Origin of the sequence: Neisseria sp. P0006.S004, from assembly GCF_051963015.1 — a bacterium.
Classification (GTDB): Bacteria; Pseudomonadota; Gammaproteobacteria; order Burkholderiales; family Neisseriaceae; genus Neisseria.
Genome location: NZ_JBQCUS010000002.1, coordinates 69530 through 88194, shown reverse-complemented (window position 1 = coordinate 88194; position 18665 = coordinate 69530). Strand labels below are relative to the sequence as shown.

Annotated in this window: 20 protein-coding genes; 8 read left to right on the top strand and 12 right to left on the bottom strand. The window is 51.5% G+C overall.

What is annotated here, in order from left to right:
* Window positions 1-106: 106 nt before the first annotated feature.
* The 9 genes from ACTHR2_RS03430 to ACTHR2_RS03390 all read right to left on the bottom strand — a co-directional run bounded on the left by ACTHR2_RS03430 (window position 107) and on the right by ACTHR2_RS03390 (window position 6920).
* Complete coding sequence (locus ACTHR2_RS03430) at window positions 107-280, bottom strand: zf-HC2 domain-containing protein (protein WP_141745160.1); 174 nt, start codon at window positions 278-280, stop codon at window positions 107-109.
* A gap of 12 nt (window positions 281-292) precedes the next feature.
* Window positions 293-871 carry a sigma-70 family RNA polymerase sigma factor gene (locus tag ACTHR2_RS03425; RefSeq protein ID WP_049333018.1) on the bottom strand — a complete coding sequence of 193 codons (579 nt, stop codon included), beginning with the start codon at window positions 869-871 and terminating at the stop codon, window positions 293-295.
* Window positions 872-1013: 142 nt separating this feature from the next.
* Window positions 1014-1700, bottom strand: a complete 687-nt coding sequence (locus tag ACTHR2_RS03420) for an HvfC family RiPP maturation protein (RefSeq protein ID WP_263339630.1) — start codon at window positions 1698-1700, stop codon at window positions 1014-1016.
* Window positions 1690-2532 (bottom strand): HvfB family MNIO-type RiPP peptide maturase, encoded by an 843-nt coding sequence (locus tag ACTHR2_RS03415; RefSeq protein ID WP_440375361.1) that lies wholly within the window; start codon window positions 2530-2532, stop codon window positions 1690-1692. Before ACTHR2_RS03415 ends, ACTHR2_RS03420 begins: the two co-directional genes overlap by 11 nt.
* 85 nt (window positions 2533-2617) lie before the next feature.
* On the bottom strand, window positions 2618-2890 hold the full coding sequence (locus tag ACTHR2_RS03410; RefSeq protein WP_049333024.1) for a hypothetical protein: 273 nt from the start codon (window positions 2888-2890) through the stop codon (window positions 2618-2620).
* Window positions 2891-2988: 98 nt separating this feature from the next.
* Window positions 2989-3438, bottom strand: coding sequence for an HvfX family Cu-binding RiPP maturation protein (locus ACTHR2_RS03405; RefSeq protein WP_263339622.1), 450 nt, complete (start codon window positions 3436-3438; stop codon window positions 2989-2991).
* A gap of 222 nt (window positions 3439-3660) precedes the next feature.
* Window positions 3661-5970: a DNA helicase RecQ gene (gene recQ / locus ACTHR2_RS03400; protein WP_263339618.1), complete on the bottom strand. Its 2310-nt coding sequence runs from the start codon at window positions 5968-5970 to the stop codon at window positions 3661-3663.
* Window positions 5971-6186: 216 nt separating this feature from the next.
* Window positions 6187-6522, bottom strand: a complete 336-nt coding sequence (locus ACTHR2_RS03395) for a zinc ribbon domain-containing protein YjdM (RefSeq protein ID WP_003682724.1) — start codon at window positions 6520-6522, stop codon at window positions 6187-6189.
* A 59-nt stretch (window positions 6523-6581) separates the two neighbouring features.
* Entirely contained in the window at window positions 6582-6920 is a 339-nt protein-coding gene (locus ACTHR2_RS03390; protein WP_063076510.1) for a hypothetical protein, read from the bottom strand.
* Window positions 6921-7364: 444 nt separating this feature from the next.
* On the opposite strand from ACTHR2_RS03390, the gene ACTHR2_RS03385 reads away from it, so the two are divergent.
* Window positions 7365-8321 (top strand): DUF2167 domain-containing protein, encoded by a 957-nt coding sequence (locus tag ACTHR2_RS03385; protein ID WP_263339608.1) that lies wholly within the window; start codon window positions 7365-7367, stop codon window positions 8319-8321.
* A gap of 79 nt (window positions 8322-8400) precedes the next feature.
* On the opposite strand, the gene gltX is transcribed toward ACTHR2_RS03385, so the two are convergent.
* Window positions 8401-9795 carry a glutamate--tRNA ligase gene (gltX, locus tag ACTHR2_RS03380; RefSeq protein WP_263339606.1) on the bottom strand — a complete coding sequence of 465 codons (1395 nt, stop codon included), beginning with the start codon at window positions 9793-9795 and terminating at the stop codon, window positions 8401-8403.
* Window positions 9796-9954: 159 nt separating this feature from the next.
* Here gltX and ACTHR2_RS03375 point away from each other — a divergent pair, with 159 nt between their 5' ends.
* Both ACTHR2_RS03375 and ACTHR2_RS03370 read left to right on the top strand, forming a co-directional pair.
* A complete protein-coding gene (locus ACTHR2_RS03375; protein WP_263339602.1) occupies window positions 9955-11049 on the top strand; it encodes an ABC transporter substrate-binding protein in 1095 nt (364 codons plus the stop codon).
* A 181-nt stretch (window positions 11050-11230) separates the two neighbouring features.
* Window positions 11231-11428 (top strand): hypothetical protein, encoded by a 198-nt coding sequence (locus tag ACTHR2_RS03370; protein ID WP_440375360.1) that lies wholly within the window; start codon window positions 11231-11233, stop codon window positions 11426-11428.
* A gap of 70 nt (window positions 11429-11498) precedes the next feature.
* Here ACTHR2_RS03370 and ACTHR2_RS03365 read toward each other — a convergent pair whose 3' ends face one another.
* Entirely contained in the window at window positions 11499-12155 is a 657-nt protein-coding gene (locus ACTHR2_RS03365; protein ID WP_049349227.1) for a YdcF family protein, read from the bottom strand.
* A 25-nt stretch (window positions 12156-12180) separates the two neighbouring features.
* The gene (arsC, locus tag ACTHR2_RS03360; protein WP_263339594.1) at window positions 12181-12540 is read right to left on the bottom strand and encodes an arsenate reductase (glutaredoxin); all 360 of its coding nucleotides are present in this window, start codon (window positions 12538-12540) and stop codon (window positions 12181-12183) included.
* 169 nt (window positions 12541-12709) lie between these two features.
* Between arsC and ACTHR2_RS03355 the strand changes: the two genes are divergently transcribed.
* The 5 genes from ACTHR2_RS03355 (at window position 12710) to metG (ending at window position 18643) form a co-directional block, all read left to right on the top strand.
* Entirely contained in the window at window positions 12710-13192 is a 483-nt protein-coding gene (locus tag ACTHR2_RS03355) for a TlpA disulfide reductase family protein (protein WP_049349226.1), read from the top strand.
* A 251-nt stretch (window positions 13193-13443) separates the two neighbouring features.
* Window positions 13444-14094 carry a cell division ATP-binding protein FtsE gene (gene ftsE / locus ACTHR2_RS03350; RefSeq protein WP_003681151.1) on the top strand — a complete coding sequence of 217 codons (651 nt, stop codon included), beginning with the start codon at window positions 13444-13446 and terminating at the stop codon, window positions 14092-14094.
* Window positions 14091-15008 carry a permease-like cell division protein FtsX gene (gene ftsX, locus ACTHR2_RS03345; RefSeq protein ID WP_003747810.1) on the top strand — a complete coding sequence of 306 codons (918 nt, stop codon included), beginning with the start codon at window positions 14091-14093 and terminating at the stop codon, window positions 15006-15008. The genes ftsE and ftsX overlap by 4 nt, the downstream gene beginning before the upstream one ends.
* Window positions 15009-15204: 196 nt before the next feature.
* Entirely contained in the window at window positions 15205-16458 is a 1254-nt protein-coding gene (gene murA / locus ACTHR2_RS03340; protein ID WP_070504121.1) for a UDP-N-acetylglucosamine 1-carboxyvinyltransferase, read from the top strand.
* Between the two features lie 127 nt (window positions 16459-16585).
* Window positions 16586-18643: a methionine--tRNA ligase gene (metG, locus tag ACTHR2_RS03335; protein WP_263339579.1), complete on the top strand. Its 2058-nt coding sequence runs from the start codon at window positions 16586-16588 to the stop codon at window positions 18641-18643.
* Window positions 18644-18665: the final 22 nt, after the last annotated feature.

Sequence of the window (18665 nt, the reverse complement as noted above, 5' to 3'; positions counted from 1 at the left end):
AAGTGAGTGGCAAACCATGGCTTATTCAAGGTTAGCGATAAATCAAACAGATACAAAAAGGCCGTCTGAAACTGACAGGGGCAGGTTTCAGACGGCCTTTTTTTAATCATCGAAATATCTTGTGCATGGCGTTGCTGATTAATTCGAGCTGTTTCTTATATTCACGGCAACGGGGGCAGAGCGACAGGTGGACGGCAAGGGCAATGCGGTTAAAAAGACTGAGACGCACTTGGTCTTGCTGTTTGGAAATCAGATCGGTTATTTTGCGGCATTTTTTCATGGCATTTTCCTGTCAGGCATGGGAGAACCATTTGATTTGCAGGCACTGGCGCAAGGTTTCACGCGCGCGGTGCATGATGGTGTGATAGTTGGCATGGCTGATGCCGCATTGCTCGCGGATTTCATCGCTTGAAAAACCGAGAATCTCTTTCATGGTAAACACGCGGGCGGTGTTTTCTGGCAGATAGTAGAGGCAGGTCTGCAGAACTTGGTAGAACTCTTTATTGTTCAAACTGGCTTCGGGCGAGTCCCAACCCTGAGGCTGTCCTTCATCCGTCCAATGCCCGTCGGCGGCAAAATGTCCTTCAAAGGCTTCATCCAAAGCTTCTTCGTCGCGCGTGACGAAAACTTGGCGTTGCCGTCCGATTTGGCGCAGGCAGTCGGTAATTTTGTTTTTTAAGATTGCAAACAGCCAGCTGCTCACTTGGGCGTCGCCTTTGAAACCCTCGGCCGCACGGTAGGCGGAAAGCATGGTTTCCTGTACGAGGTCTTCCGCCAAATCGGGGCGGTCGGGCAGCTGGATATGGGCAAAGCGCAGCAGCAGTTTACGGGATTCGGCAAGTTCGGCATCAGTCAGTTCGGGTAGGGCCATAATGTATCAGTATGAAAGGAATGATCAATATACTTTTGATTTTACGCTGATACGGCAAGAGTATGCGATTGAATCTATAAACGATTTCAGTAGTATTTTTGTTTCGCCGAAACCGACTGCGCCCGTTTCAGACGGCCTTGATTTATGCTGCAACCAAAATGCCCTGTTCCAGCCATTCCGTCCATTTCTGCCTTAATGCGTCCTGCCAAGCATTTTCAGACGGCATGAACTCTGCCAGCATGGTTTGCAGGCCGTTTAGGGAAGCGAGCGTTTCTACCAGTGTTTCCAGCAATAATGCGCCGAATCCATCAAGCGTTTGATACATCACGTCGTCTTCCTTATCGCGCCACACCAAAACGGCGGTTTCCGCCTCCTGTAATTCGTCCGTCACGTCATACTGATAACGGCGCACAAAGGCGGCGGGAGAAAGGGTGTAAGCCAAATCGTCTGAATCGGCATGGGTTGTTTGGCTATCGGTCTGAGCGGTTTCGGCGAGCAGCTGGGTGTGTTCAAAGTCCATCAATGCCAAGAGATCGTCTGAAAGCGGCAAGCTTTGGCAATATCGGAGGAACTCGCCGGGGATTTCTTGAAAATAGGGCGTTTGGGCGCGCGCGTCGCGGACGAAACCTTCTTTCAGACGGCCCCATTCTTCGCTGTCAAAGTATTGCAGCGTTTCGGTATAGCAGCGGTCGATAAAGCTGTGAATATTGTTGCGTATCAGGCGGATATAGACATTCAACCGCTCTTGCGGCAATCCGTCTGCGGCTTTGCCTTCGCGTATGGCTTGGGCAAAGCGGTGTTGGTATTGGGCGGAAGTTTCAGGCTGCACGGCGGTATTCCTTTCCGGCACGCATTTGATAGTCGGCGATTTTGGCGACTTCGGCTTCGAGTTCGGCAAAAGGCGGAAAATTGAAATCGCGTTCCAACAGGGTGGGCGGAATCATCGGCAGTTTGGCATAGGCGAGTTCGAGTAAATCCCAAACGGTCGGCAAAACCGCCGCGCCATGCGTATCAATCAAAAGCTCGGGCGTTTCCACATCATGTCCGGCAATATGGATATAGCACACGCGCCCTGCATCCACATTTTCTAAAAAGGCTTCAGGCGACAACAGGCCGTGATTGACGGCGTTGACGTAAATATTGTTCACGTCCAAATGAATGCCGCAGTCGGCTTCACGGGCAACTGCGTTAAGGAACTCAACCTCGTTCATCTCGGCAAGCGGAGAATGCAGGTAGTAGGAGGTATTTTCTACGGCAATACGGCAGCCCAACCGGTCTTGCACTTCGCGGATACGGCGCGCGGTATGTTGCACCATTTCTTCAGTGAAAGGCAGCGGCAACAAATCGTAAAGATGACCGCCGTCGTGGCAATAGCTCAAATGGTCGGAGAAAAACGTGCAGTCATAACGGCGCATCATTTCTTTGATTCCGTCTATCAAATCGGTATCCAGTGGGGCTTGTCCGCCCAACGACATGGATAATCCGTGCAACGCCAGCGGCAGCCGTTCCGCCACGCGGTCAAACTGTTTGCGCGCCCTGCCGCCCATTTTCAGCCAGTTTTCGGGGGCGGCTTCGATAAAGCGTATCGGGCTGTCGTCTGAAAGCGAGAGGAAGTCTTCCGCCAAGTCGCGGCGGTAGCCCAAGCCTGCATGTTGAATCATGGTGATGTCCTGTTATGGTGCCGTATGAACGACAAAGTCGCATTTTCGTTTGTAAAATGCGACTTTGTTAAAGGTATGTTCAGGATTATTTAGAACCGCATTTACCTTCGCCGCATTTGCCTTCTACTACTTTGGCAGCTTTGGCTTTAGATGCTTTGCCTTTTTTGGCGTGTGCTTTTTTCATGGCTGCGCCGCAAGAACCTTCACCGGCTTTGGCAGCCGCGCCGCAAGTACCTTCGGCAGCTTTAACAGTTTTCTCAACGGCCACGTCGCTGGCAGCTTTATCAGCGGCAACAACACCGGCAGCCAAAGACAGGGACAGTGCACCGGCCAGAGCAGCAGCTACATTTTTTTTCATTTCAACTTCCTTTTTAAAATATGGGTTTAAAAACAAATCAAGGGATAATATCGGGCATTTAAAGTCGGCCCGCGACCATTAATCCTTAAAGATAATCCTTAAAGAAAATGCTTGATACGGCAACAGCGTTTCTTCAGCAGGGCATCCAAAGACAAACGGCCTGCGCCCTGCAATAGGACAGGAAATAAAACCACCAAATAAATCAGTGCCATTTTATAACCGTTGTCGCACACATTGTACCCCAAGCCGGCATGTACCGCAGACCATGCGACAGCCGTTACAACCATCAATCCCAGCGCGGACAGCCGCGTTGCCAAGCCGACGATGAGCAACGCAGGCAAAACCAGTTCCGCCCACATGGCCAAATTCCAGTTGACCGTATCCGGCAACAAATTGAACGGAAAGGGAAATTGACTGTTTATTTCTGCAAACCAGTTTTCCCCGTTCCATTTTTCCAGGCCGGATTCAAGAAATTCATACGCGGCAAAAAGCCTGAGCGTCAACAAGCCGAAAGCAGCCTGCCAAGAGGGGTTGGATGAGGTGTTCATTTATTTTCCTAATCGATGTGTGTCGAATGGGATGAGACGAAAAATCCATCGGCACCATCCCATCTTTCATGCCTGTTTAGACGCGGCAGCTTTAAAAAACTGACGAAATAAATAAAGTTATTTTCTTATTCATTGTTTTATAAAGATTAAAAATTCAAAAGGCCGTCTGAAACACCATGCTTGATTGGGTTTCAGACGGCCTCTAATGATGAACGCGGTCAATCAATCCGCTTGTTTACACAATTCGACAATTTCTGCGCCGTATTTGTCGGTTTTCTCCTCATTCATGCCGTGGATTTCCGCCAGCTCCGCCAAATCTTGCGGCCGTCGGGCGGCAATGGCGCGCAAGGTGACTTTGCTGCATATCTGATAGGCTTCGAGCCCTTCATGGCGGGCAGTATCGATATTCCACTGAAGCAGACGACGCATCAATCGGCGTTTGCGTTTGTCCTCTTCACTCAGGCCGTCTGAAAATGGGCGGCAGATGTTTAAAATGCCCTCGCCGTATTGTTCGATACGTTTTTCGCCGAGTTTATACACGCCTAAAAGGTCGATGGGTTCGGCAGGCGTATTGGTCAGCAAATCATCCATGCTTTCGTTGGAGAACACCGTACCCAGCGTTACTTGATCGGCACTTGCCTGCTGCTCGCGCCAAGTTTCCAAAGCCTGTTTTAAGGCCTGTTCGCGCTCGCCTAAGCTGTGGATAACTTGTGCGCTGTCTGTGGAAACCGTACCGGCTTCAGCCGTTTCGCAAACGTCGAGTATCTCTAAACCGAATTTATTGATTTTCGCCTCGCCCAAGCCGTAGATTTGATGTAAATCTTCCAAACTTCGGGGCATTTTTTCGACAATATCGCGCAGGGTTTTGTCGCCGCAAACCACATAGGCCGGCACTTCCTCTGCCCGGGCGCGTTGTTGCCGCCACTGGCGCAATGCCTGCCACAAACGCTCTTCACGCTCGGTACGCAACCAATCGTCTTTCGGCTTTTGGGTGGCCGTTTTTTCACGGCGCAAGGGACGCAACATGACTTCAGTTTCGCCCTTGAGGACTTTTTTTGCCGCTTCGGTCAGCTGCAGGGCTTGATGCTGCTCGACGTTGACGGTGAGATAGCCCAGGCTGATGCACTGGCGGATAACGCTGCGCCATTCCTTGTCGGTCTGTTCGCTGCCGATGCCGAATGTGGATAACTTGTCATGGCCGTTGCGCTGTATCCAATCGTCGCTTTTGCCGCGCAAAAGGTTGGTGATGTAACCGGCGGCAAAACGTTGTCCGGCGCGGTACACGCAGCTGAGTAATTTTTGCACCAACACCGTGCCGTCAAACCGTACGGGCGGATGCAGGCAGTTGTCGCAATGGCCGCAGGGTTCGGATTCTTCGCCGAAATGTTTGAGCAGCAACACGCGGCGGCAAGCGGCGGTTTCGCAGACGGAAAGCATGGCATCGAGTTTTTGCATTTCGATTTGCTTTTGCACTTCGTCGCTGTTGCCTTCGGCAATCCGTTCACGCAGCAACACCCAATCGTTCAAGCCGTAACACAGCCAGCTCACAGCAGGCAGCCCGTCACGGCCGGCGCGCCCCGATTCCTGATAGAAATGTTCGACACTTTGGGGCATATCGAGATGGGCGACAAAGCGCACGTCGGGTTTGTCTATGCCCATGCCGAACGCCACGGTCGCCACCACAATAATATTGTCTTCATGCGTAAAGCGGCGTTGGTTTTCCTCGCGCACATCCATGCTCAAACCGGCATGATACGGAATCGCCTCCAAGCCGTTTTCACACAAAAACTGCGCCACATCCTCGACTTTTTTGCGGCTTAAACAATACACAATGCCGCTTTGCCCATGCATCTGCTTACGGATAAAATCCAGCAATTGTTTTTTGCCATTATTTTTTTCGATAACCTGATAATAAATATTCGGGCGGTCAAAGCTGGAGATAAATTCGGGCGCATTGTCCAAGTGCAGATAATGCTTGATGTCGGCGCGCGTGGCCGCATCGGCGGTAGCGGTCAGGGCGATGCGCGGGATGTTCGGATAGCGTTCGGCAAGCATGCCGAGCTGTTGATATTCGGGGCGGAAATCGTGTCCCCATTGGCTGACGCAATGCGCCTCATCAATGGCAAACAGGCTGACGGTTTGTTGGTCGAGAAAACGTAAAAAGCGGTCGGTAACCAAGCGTTCCGGTGCGACATAAAGCAGTTTCAGACGGCCTTGGGCAAGCTTGTCGGCAATCTCGCGCGCCTCATCTGCCGATGTGCTGCTGTTGACTGCCGCCGCTTCAATCCCGGCCACATGCAGGCTGGCTACTTGGTCGTTCATCAGCGCAATCAGCGGCGATACGACAACCGCCACGCCTTCGCGCATCAGCGCCGGAATCTGGTAACACAAAGACTTGCCCCCGCCCGTCGGCATCAGCACCATCAAACTCTCGCCGCCGGCCAAAGCATTGACGATAGCCTCCTGCTTGCCACGAAATTCGGGATAACCGAATACTTCGTGCAAAATCTGTTTGGCGGTCGGCTGAGGCATAATGGTTCCGTAGAATAGGGGAAAGCGTTATTTTAACGGTTTTACACCCGCATATGTGCGGAACATTTTGCCGCCGCTTTTTCAGACGGCCTGAAATTCAATCCTATTCAATTTATTTAATTTTAAATAAAGATTTATTTTATTTTGAATGAAATGCACAAAGGCCGTCTGAATCCTAATCTTCGGATTTCAGACGGCCTTTCAAAGATAAAATCTTTAGGCTTTTTTGACGAACTCAGATTTCAAGTTCATCGCGCTGCCATCGATTTTACAACCGATATTGTGGTCGCCCTCTTGCAGGCGGATGCCTTTGACTTTGGTGCCTTGCTTGATGACCATAGAGCTGCCTTTGACTTTCAAATCTTTAATCAAGACAACCGTATCGCCATCTTGCAATACCGCGCCGTTGGCATCTTTGACTTCCAAGGCATCATCGCTTGCAGCCGCAGCATCGGCCTCGTTCCACTCATGGGCACACTCAGGGCAAACGTATTGAGCACCGTCTTCGTAAGTGTATTCCGAGTGGCATTTCGGGCAGGGAGGTAGGGACATGAGGTTTCCTTATAAATATGATAAAAGAAGCGTAAAACGCAAATAATACAATGTCTAAATTATTGATTCGCCTTGCTGCCGCCTGCGCCGTAAACGGCATTCCACGCCGCGTCCAACATCTGGCCGGCTTGTTGCAGCTTGGCATTTTGCTGCTCTTTCTGAGCCAAGGCCGTCTGAATTTCGCCTTTCAAACGGTCAATATCAGATTGCGCAGCCTGCAAACGGCGCTGCGCGCTTTCCAAATCGCTTTGCAGGGAAATGATTTTGCTGTCGTTGCTGTTTTGCTCATGCAAAGCGGCACGGTAAACCGATTGGACAGACAGCAAACGGTCTTCCGCCTCACCGGCATACGCGGCGGCGGCAGATAACATCATCAGGGCAAGTAAGGTTTTTTTCATGGGTTTTCCTTTAAAGTTGTTTGATTGGTAAAGTAAAGCGCAGAGCCGATTTTTCAGCCGCCAAGTTTACATAATATGCTGGTTGGTCTTTATTCTTGATGGTTTATTTTATCCAATCCGGACATTCAGGCTGCCGATAAAAGTTAATTCAATCGGCAGTTGTAACAGGCAGGTGGCTATTATTTTCTCATATTCTCCGCCTTATTCCATTATTTTCTGGTTTTATTAGAAAAGGCCGTCTGAAAAATTTTTAGACGGCCTTTTTGAGTTTCACAATGATGGCTCTGCCTCTCGTCAAAAAGCTTTCCTGTATTTTTAAATTACAGTCATATTTAAATATGTAAATATGATTTATTTATTGTAAAATTTATTCTTTAGTCATGCCGGAGCATATGGTGTTGCGGCTGTCTGCATCTTTTTTAATTCTTCTTCCATGAGAACCCTATGATGAAAAGCAACCATCTCGCCTATGCCGTTTTGGCAGCCCTACTATCTATCCAAACCCTGCCGGCTTCTGCAGCCAAAGCTGATACCGCTTCTGCCGTCGAGGCATCCGGGCAAGAAGCGCAACAAGCCTCAGACTCTATCGCGAACTACGTTGATGACGAGATCGTCCAAGGCCCGGCAACCGTTGATTTGGGCAATCAGGCCAAACTGAAACTGCCTGCAAAAATGGTCTTTGTGAAAAAAAATCGCGCCAATGCCATAATGAGGGAAGCAGGCAACGCCACAGATCCCAACCGCTACGGCCTGATTCTCCCCGAGTCGGAAAACGAGGACGGTGATACTAATTGGATGGTAGACCTAACCTTTACCGATTCCGGCTATATCAAAGACGATGATGCCAAAGAATGGGATGTTGAGGCCATGCTCGAGCAGCTGAAAGAAGGCACCGAGGAACAAAATAAAGAGCGTGCCTCCCGCAACCTGCCGGAATTGGAAACACGCGGCTGGGTAGAAAAACCGCAATATGATGCAAAGACCCATCGTCTGATTTGGTCGATTGACGTTCTGAATAAAAACGAACCCGATCCCAATCCTGCCATCAACTACAATACTTTCCAGCTGGGACGCGAAGGCTATATTGAATTGACTATGATCACCGATTTGAAAAGCATAGATCAATACAAACCTATTGTGCAAGAATTGTTGGGTAATATCGAATTCAATGAAGGCAAGCGCTACAGCGATTTCAATGCCGCAACCGACAAAGTGGCTGAATACGGACTGGCTGCCTTGGTTGGCGGTATCGCTGCAAAAAAACTGGGATTATTAGCTTTGGCCGGCGCATTACTGGCTAAATTCGGCAAATTGATTATTTTCGGTGCTGTTGCAGCAGGCGCATTGTTTAAAGGCCTGTGGCGCAAAAAAGATAAAAATAAACCGAACGAAGAAGAATAAATAAATCCTGTTCAAAATAAAAAGGCCGTCTGAAAACTTGGCATCCCTAGTTTTCAGACGGCCTTTTATCATTCATGCCTTACGAACGGATCCGTTTCAACACTTCTTCTTTGCCGATTAAAGCCAATACGGCATCGACGCTTGGGGTTTTTGCCGTACCGCAGACAGCGAGGCGCAAAGGCATACCGAGTTTGCCCATTTTGATGCCTTCTTCGTCGCAGAAAGGTTTGAAGAGGTCGTGGATGACTTCGGCGTTCCAGTCTTCCAAACCTTCAAGGCGTTCGGCAAAGCGCAGCATACGGGCGGCGGCTTCGTCGTCCCAGTGTTTCTGCACGTCCGCTTCGGCAGGGGTTTGTTTGACGTAGAAGTAGAGGCACTCATCAGCAAGTGTGTTCAGGTCTTGGGCGCGGTCTTTGACCAATGCCAACACATCTTCCAAAGCAGGCTTGCTTGTTTCGTGGATATCGCGCAGGGCGAGGCGTGGTTTCACCATTTCGGCCAATTTCTCGTTGGCGGTGATTTTGATGTGTTCGCCGTTGATCCAGTAGAGTTTTTTCAAGTCCATGCGGCTTGGAGACGGGGAAACGTCTTTCAAATCAAACCATTCGATGAATTGTTCCATCGTGAAAAATTCGTCGTCGCCGTGCGCCCAGCCCAAACGTGCCAAATAGTTGAGCATGGCTTCGGGCAGGATGCCCATTGCGCCGAAATCGGTAATGGCAACGGTATCGCCGCTGCGTTTGGAGATTTTTTTGCCTTGTTCGTTGAGAATCATGGGCAGGTGGCCGTATTCGGGTAGGGTGGCGCCAATGGCTTTTAAGATGTTGATTTGTTTCGGCGTGTTGTTCACATGGTCGTCGCCGCGGATAACGTGGGTAACGCCCATGTCGTAGTCGTCCACCACGACGCAGAAGTTGTAGGTCGGCGTGCCGTCGGCGCGGGCGATAATCAGGTCGTCGAGTGCTTCGTTGGGGATGGAGATTTCGCCTTTGACCAAGTCCGTCCATTTGGTCACGCCGTCCAAAGGCGTTTTGAAACGGACAACAGGTTGCACGTCGGCAGGGATTTCGGGCAGGGTTTTGCCTTCTTCCGGACGCCAGCGGCGGTCGTAAGTCGCCGTGCCTTCTTTTTCTGCTTTCTCGCGCATGGCTTCCAGCTCTTCTTTGCTGCAATAGCAGTAGTAGGCATGGCCTTTTTCTAAAAGTTCGGCGATGACTTCTTTATAGCGGTCGAAACGGCGGGTTTGGTACACGACGTTGTCGGCGTTGTCGTAGTTCAGGCCGACCCATTTCATGCCGTCGAGGATGATGTTGACGGATTCGGCAGTAGAGCGCGCCAAGTCGGTGTCTTCGATACGCAATAGGAACTCGCCTTTATGATGGCGGGCAAACGCCCATGAAAACAAGGCGGTGCGTACGCCGCCGATGTGCAGGTAGCCGGTGGGGCTGGGGGCGAAACGGGTTTTGACGGTCATGATGGCTCCAAAGTCTTTGAAAACAGGTATTTTACTTTTTCGGCAAGGTTTAAACAATGTACGGCCGTCTGAAAATAATGTCAGCGCAGAAGGACCATCTGGGAACTTTTCTCCTAAAAACAAGACAAATGATAATTATTTCTTTGAAAGTATCCGCTCATGAACAAACGCGCTTTATTTACCGCCCTCGCCCTCCTGCCCCTTTTTGCCCAAGCTGAAATCAAAACTATCAAAGACGTATTGGGACGCGAAGTCAAAGTCGATGTCCCTGTCAAACGCGCGGTTTTGGCGTTTTACTATCCCGACTATATCGCGGTAACGGGCGCGGACAAATTTAAAAACGTCATCGGCATTTCGCGTGAGTTTTGGGAGAAATTCAATCCCGGCAGCTGGGCGATGTTCAAACAGAAGCTGCCTACGCTGCAAAACATTGCGGACATCGGCAACATCAGCACCGGCACGTTTTCACTGGAGAAAACGCTCGCGCTCAAGCCGGACGTATTGATTCTGGCCGACTGGCAGTATAAGGCCATCGCCACCCATCTGCCGCGCATTAAAGCGGCAGGCATACCCGTCGTCGTGGTCGATTTCAACGCCGAAACCGTCGCGCGGCACACGCGCAGTGCGGAAATTTTCGGCGAACTCAACGGTACGCAGGCGCGCGCCCAAAAAATTGCCGCCGAATACGCCCGAGGCATTGCCGACATCCAAAAACGCGTCGCGCGTGCCAAGCAGTCCAAACCGAAAATCTATATCGAGTTCGGCGACAAAGGCCCGTCCGAATACAGCTACACCTTCGGCAAAGATATGTGGGGCGCGATTGCCGACACAGCAGGCGGCAACAATATCGCCGCGCCTTACGTTAAAAACTGGGGACCGATAAACCCTGAAAAATTCCTGACGGCCAAACCCGACGTCATCGTCATTTCGGGGACGGAAAACGGCCATAAAGACAAGCCTGGCATTATGGCGATGGGCATAGGCATCAGCCAGGCCGATGCGCAACGCCGCCTGGCCGGATTTGTCAACCGCAAAGGCTGGGCAGACATTCCTGCCGTCAAAAACAAACGCGTTTACGGCATCTACCACACCGCCTCCCGCTCGCTCACCGATTTGGCCAGCGCGCAATTTATCGCCAAAACCCTGTATCCGCAGCAGTTTGCCGACATAGACCCAAACAAGACCTATCTGGACTTCTACCGCAAATACCTGCCCGTCGTGCCGGACGGTACGTTTTACATCCGATTGAAATAGCGGCTGCAAAAATCATAGGCTCAGGCCGTCTGAAGATTCAGACGGCCTGAACATGTTATGCCGATAAAGATTTAATGAGTATAATTACTGTTCTTTCAACAAAATTACTGGGTACGTATGAACGGATAAAACCAAATCGACCGGTCTCAGGCTCCGGTCGTCAGCATCAGCGAATGGTTGGTTGGTAACCAGCTTGATTTTGATGATTCCGCTGGTCAATCTGATCATGATGTTTGTGTGGGCATTCAGCTCAAACACCAATCCGAATAAAGCCAATTATTTCAAGGCTGCCTTGATTCTGTTTGCTATCGTAATGGCAATTTATCTGGTGCTGGCCGTAGTCTTTTTGGGCAGTATAGCTGCAAATCAATATCAATAAGTAAGAATACATTTAGGCCGTCTGAAACCTAAAAGGCTTCAGACGGCCTTTTGTATGGCTTGCCCAAGGCTCAACTGCTTATCCAATTCCAAACCGCATCGCTCCATTTGCCGATACGGTAGAGAAACAAAGAATAGCTCTCCTGCATCAGAAACTTGGCTTTCTTGCTGCGCTCATCAAAGCGCGTGGTCGGTGTGGCAGAGAACTGCGCGTCTGACAAGCCCAAATCGGCGGCCATTTCTTCGGCGCGAGCCAAATGATACGGGTCGCTGACAACGATAATGCTGCCGACTCCGTTGGCGTGCATGATGGGGACGACATTGCGCAGGTTTTCGTAAGTGTTGCGCGACGTGTTTTCAAACAGGATATTGTGCGCCGGTATGCCCTGCTTGAGCGCGTATCGGCGCCCCACTTCGGCTTCGGTCATAAATCCTTTTTTGGGCGTACCGCCGGTGAAAATGATTTTGCCGACCCGATGGCTTTGGTAGAGCGTGATGGCATGGTTGATGCGCTCACGGAATACCGGCGACGGGCGTTTGTCCCACGCCGCCGCACCCAACACCACCGCCGCATCGGCATGAGCGTCCTTCGGCAAGGTTTGCAAACCTGTCCGGTAAATCTGCCATGTGCCACTCAAAAAAATACCGCACACCAACAAAACGCTCAAAGCAAGGCCGCGAAATAGGTAGTATCGCAAGCCATTGCGGCTTTTAAGCAGGGAAATCATCTTCAGACGGCCTTATCCAACCCCGTCAGCCGAGTAGGGCGGCAATGTTTTCCAACGGACGGCCGATGGCTGCGCGCGTAGGCGTTACCAAAACGGGACGCTCAAGCAGGGCAGGGTGTTCGACGATTGCCTGAAGCAGGGCGGCATTGTCCAAATCGGGATTGTCCAAACCCAATTCTTTGTACAAATCGTCTTTCGTGCGCATCATGCCGCGCACCGATTCGATACCGAGTTTGGCAAACATATCCTGCAAAATCGCCAAATCGGGCGCGGTATCCAGATATTTGACTACGTCGGCGGCAACGCCTTTTTCTTCGAGCAAAGCCAGCGCGGCACGCGATTTGCTGCAACGCGGGTTGTGATAAAGTGTGAATTCAGACGGCATGAAAGTCTCCGTATTATTGCAAAATCATTCAATGATGGCGGTTATTATCGTCTGCAACTGATTTTTACTCAAACTTTTTACTTGATATCTTGATACGAATCGGTAGGCATGCCCACCAAACCGTTTTACAATAAACACAATTTCGATTGGCAACCTCAAGGATACAACCATGAAAGCCTTAACCGCCCTTCTACTGTCCGCCACCGTTTTTACCGCTGCACCGGCCTTTGCCGCCGACGAAACGGCAGGTTGGCAGGACAACAAACCGCAAAGCCTGGAATCGCTCAAAGCCCCCGTGCGCGTGGTCAACCTTTGGGCAACCTGGTGCGGCCCCTGCCGTAAAGAAATGCCCGCCATGTCCGCATGGTACAAAGCGCAGAAAAAAGGCAGCGTCGATATGGTCGGCATCGCGCTGGATACGACCGACAACATCGGCAAGTTCCTGAAACAAACGCCGGTCAGCTATCCGATTTGGCGTTACACCGGCGCCAACAGCCGCAATTTCATGAAAGCCCACGGCAACAACGTCGGCGTATTGCCCTTCACTGTCGTCGAAGCGCCGAAATGCGGCTACAAACAAACCATTACCGGCGAAGTCAACGAAAAAAGCCTGACCGCCGCCGTAAATTTGGCCAAAACCAAATGTAAATAAAACAGCGGATAGGGTGCTTAACCTACGCTGCTGATACCGAGGCCGTCTGAAACCCAACCGTTCAGACGGCCTTTTTTCAAACCATATTACTTTGTGTTGCAAACCGACAGTGTCTCCACAGGCAGAACCGGGGTTTCACTATCAAAAAGCAGCCGAAATATTTATAATCTGCGAATATCCCCATTTTTTCAGACGGCATGTTGCCCTATCGATGACGCCGGCCGTCTGAATCCCTATTTTCAGGAAAACCCATGATCCGTTTCGAACAAGTTTCCAAAACCTATCCCGGCGGTTTCGAAGCCCTGAAAAATGTCAGTTTCCAGATTAACAAAGGTGAGATGATTTTTATCGCCGGCCATTCGGGTTCGGGCAAATCCACCATTTTGAAGCTGATTTCAGGCATTACCAAGCCTACCAAAGGCAAGGTTTGGTTCAACAATCAAGACCTCGGCACCTTGAGCGACAATCAGATCGGCTTTATGCGCCAACATATCGGCATTGTCTTCCAAGACCACAAAATCCTCTACGACCGTAATGTCTTGCAAAACGTTATCCTGCCTTTGCGGATTAGCGGCTACCAGCCGCGCAAAGCGGAAGAGCGCGCGCGTATTGCGATTGAGAAAGTCGGCTTGAAAGGCCGCGAAAACGATATGCCCATCACTTTGTCCGGCGGCGAACAACAGCGCTTGTGCATCGCGCGCGCAGTGGTTCACCAACCCAGCCTGCTGATTGCCGACGAGCCGTCCGCCAGCCTCGACCGCGCCTATGCGCTGGATATTATGGAATTGTTCAAAACCTTCCATGAAGCAGGCACGACCGTGATCGTTGCGGCGCACGATGAAACGCTGATGGCGGATTACGGCCACCGCGTCTTGCGCCTGCAGAAAGGACGCCTCGCATGAGCATGATTCATTACATCTCTCTACACGTCGAATCGGCGCGCGCCGCGCTCAAAGAGCTTCTGCGCCAACCCATCGGCACGCTGCTGACCCTGCTCATGCTTGCCGTTGCCATGACCTTGCCGCTCTTTATGTATTTGGGCATCCAAAGCGGTCAAAGCGTATTGGGCAAACTCAACGAATCGCCGCAGATTACGGTTTATATGGACACCGATGCGGCAAGTTCTGATGCCGATACGGTAAAAAACCTGCTCCAACGCGACAGCCGTATCGATAAAGTCCGCTTTATCAGCAAACAGGAAGGTTTGGAAGAATTGCAGACCAATCTCGACCAAAACCTCGTTTCCATGCTCGATGGCAACCCGTTGCCCGATGTCTTTATCGTTACGCCCGACCCTGCCACTTCTCCGGATCAGATGCAGGCCATCTATAAAGACATTACCAAACTGCCGCGCGTCGAATCGGCAACCATGGATACGGAATGGGTACAAACCCTTTATCGTATTAACGAATTTATCCGCAAGATTTTGTGGTTCCTCTCGCTGACTTTGGGCATGGCCTTTGTCTTGGTGGCACACAACACCATCCGCCTGCAAATCCTCAGCCGCAAGGAAGAGTTGGAAATCACCAAGCTGTTAGGTGCGCCTGCTTCCTTCATCCGCCGCCCTTTCCTTTATCAGGCAATGTGGCAGAGTATTTTCTCCGCCGCCGTCAGCTTGGGCTTGTCGGCTTGGCTGCTGGCCGAAGTACGGCCGCTGGTGGACGCGATTTTCAAACCCTACGGTCTGAACATCGGCTGGCGTTTCTTCACATTTAGCGAAGTGTCGCTGGTATTCGGCTTCGTCATCGCGCTGGGCGTATTCGGCGCATGGTTGGCCACCACGCAACACCTCTTAGGCTTCAAAGCCAAAAAATAAGCCTTAGCAAACAGGCCGTCTGAACCATTCAGACGGCCTGAAATCTTATCCTTTCGCAACTTAAACAAACCTTGTGAAAATTTAATACTGCCAAATCTAACAGCAAGGGCATAATCCCTTATAATTGATGGTTTATTATCCATCTCATTTCATTTGTGCGGCATAAGCCGTGCAGACAAATAACGAAAGACATCCTGTGGACAAACTCAAAATCTCTGCCAACGGCCCCCTCAACGGCGAAATCATCGTATCCGGCGCAAAAAACGCCGCCCTGCCGCTGATGTGTGCCGGTCTGCTGACTTCCGGCACTTTACGCTTGAAAAACGTACCCATGCTCGCCGACGTCAAAACCACCCAAAAACTGCTGCAAGGCATGGGCGCACGCGTTTTGACCGACAATATCTCCGAATTTGAAATCAACGGCGGCACCGTCAACAACACCTGCGCACCTTACGAGCTGGTAAAAACCATGCGCGCATCCATCTTGGTTTTGGGCCCGACCCTCGCCCGCTTCGGCGAAGCTCAAGTCAGCCTGCCCGGCGGTTGCGCCATCGGTTCGCGTCCGGTTGACCAACACCTCAAAGGCCTCGAAACCATGGGTGCGGAAATCACCATCGAACACGGTTACGTCAAAGCCAAAGGCCGTCTGAAAGGCACGCGCGTCACCATGGATGTCGTAACCGTCGGCGGCACTGAAAACCTGCTGATGGCGGCCACGCTCGCCGAAGGCACCACCATCCTCGAAAACTGCGCCATCGAGCCTGAAGTCGTCGATTTGGCCGAATGCCTCGTCAAAATGGGCGCAAAAATCAGCGGCATCGGTACAGCAACCATGACCATCGAAGGTGTAAAAGAGCTGCACGGCTGCGAACACAGCGTCGTTCCCGACCGTATCGAAGCCGGTACTTTCCTTTGCGCCGTCGCCATGACCGGCGGCAAAGTCGTCCTGCGTAATGCCGCCCCCAAAACCATGGAAGTTGTGTTAAACAAACTGACAGAAGCTGGCGCCATCATCGAAGCAGGCGACAACTGGATTTCCATCGACATGCAACAACGCCCCAAAGCCGTGGACATCCGTACCGTCGTCCACCCTGGCTTTCCAACCGACATGCAGGCGCAGTTTATGGCCATGAACGCCATTGCCGAAGGCAGCAGCCGCGTGGTGGAAACCATTTTTGAAAACCGCTTCATGCACGTTCCCGAACTCAACCGCATGGGCGCAGACATCACCACCGAAGGCAACACCGCCTACATCAAAGGCGTGGAAAAACTCTCCGGCGCCGTCGTGATGGCAACCGACCTGCGCGCCTCCGCCAGCCTCGTCATGGCCGGTTTGGTCGCTGATGGCGAAACCATCGTCGAACGCATCTACCACCTCGACCGCGGCTATGAATACATCGAGAAAAAACTCGGCGGCGTAGGCGCAAAAATCGAACGCGTACGCGGTTAATCCCACACACAGCCGATAAATAAAAGGCCGTCTGAAACACCGGCAATCGGGTTTCAGACGGCCTTTGCGTATTGTTTTGCGGTATAATTCCCGACATCTTTATCCATTGTTTTTAAAAGCACAAACCATGACACGCAAAATCCTTGTCACTTCCGCGCTGCCGTATGCCAACGGCAGCATCCACCTCGGCCACATGGTCGAACACATCCAAACTGACGTTTGGGTACGCTTCCAAAAACTGCGCGGCCACGAATGCTACTACTGCTGCGCCGACGACACCCACGGCACACCCGTGATGCTTGCCGCTCAAAAACAAGGCATCGCGCCCGAAGACATGATTGCCAAAGTGCGCGAAGAGCACCTCGCCGACTTTACCGGCTTCGGCATCGGCTACGACAATTATTACAGCACCCATTCCCCTGAAAACAAACAGTTTTCCCAAGACATTTACCGCGCGCTGAAATCCAACGGCAAAATCGAAAGCCGCGTCATCGAGCAGCTTTTCGACCCCGAAAAACAAATGTTCCTGCCCGACCGCTTCGTCAAAGGCGAATGCCCGAAATGCCACGCCCAAGACCAATACGGCGACAACTGCGAAGTCTGCGGCACGACCTATTCCCCGACCGAACTGATTAACCCGTATTCCGCCGTATCCGGTGCCAAACCCGAATTGCGCGAATCCGAACACTTCTTCTTCAAACTGGGCGAATGCGCCGACTTCCTCAAAGCATGGACTTCCGGCAACAACCCGCACGACGGCAAGCCCCATCTTCAACCCGAAGCCCTCAACAAAATGAAAGAATGGCTGGGCGAAGGCGAGGAAACCACCCTGTCCGACTGGGACATTTCCCGCGACGCGCCGTATTTCGGTTTCGAAATCCCCGACGCGCCGGGCAAATACTTCTACGTCTGGCTGGACGCGCCCGTCGGCTACATGGCGTCGTTTAAAAACCTGTGCGACCGCATCGGCGTCGATTTTGACGAATACTTCAAAGCCGACAGCCAAACCGAGATGTACCATTTCATCGGCAAAGACATCCTCTATTTCCACGCCCTGTTCTGGCCCGCCATGCTGCATTTCTCCGGCCACCGCACCCCGACCGGCGTGTACGCACACGGCTTCCTGACCGTTGACGGACAAAAAATGTCCAAATCGCGCGGCACCTTCATCACTGCCAAATCCTATCTGGAACAAGGCCTGAACCCTGAGTGGATGCGCTACTATATTGCCGCCAAACTCAACAGCAAAATCGAAGACATCGATTTGAACCTGCAAGACTTTATCAGCCGCGTAAACAGCGACCTCGTCGGCAAATACGTCAACATCGCCGCCCGCGCTTCAGGTTTCATCGCCAAACGCTTTGAAGGCCGTCTGAAAGACGTTGCCGACAGCGAATTGCTGGCAAAACTGACTGCGCAAAGCGAAGCCATTGCCGAATGCTACGAAAGCCGCGAATACGCCAAAGCCCTGCGCGACATCATGGCCTTGGCGGACATTGTCAACGAATACGTTGATGCCAACAAACCTTGGGAACTGGCGAAACAAGAAGGCCAAGACGCACGCCTGCACGAAGTATGCAGCGAGCTCATCAACGCCTTTACCATGTTGACCGCCTACCTCGCCCCCGTATTGCCGAAAGTGGCCGAAAACGCCGCCAAATTCCTGAATTTGGAAGCCATCACTTGGGCAAATACATGCGAAACCTTGGGCGAACATGCCATCAACAAATACGAACATTTAATGCAACGAGTGGAGCAAAAACAAGTGGACGATTTAATCGAAGCCAACAAACAAAGCATCGCCGCAGCAGCTGCGCCTGCCGCCGAAGAGAGCAAATACGAAAAAGTCGCCGAACAGGCCAGCTTTGACGACTTCATGAAAATCGATATGCGCGTCGCCAAAGTATTGAACTGCGAAGCCGTCGAAGGCAGCACCAAACTTTTGAAATTCGACCTCGATTTCGGTTTTGAAAAACGCATCATCTTCTCCGGCATCGCCGCGTCTTATCCCAACCCCGCTGAGTTGAACGGCCGCATGGTCATCGCCGTCGCCAACTTCGCCCCGCGCAAAATGGCAAAATTCGGCGTATCCGAAGGCATGATCCTCTCCGCCGCCACAGCAGAGGGCAAACTGAAGTTGCTCGATGTCGACGCAGGCGCACAACCCGGGGATAAAGTGGGCTAAGTATCAAATATTAAGGAGAAAC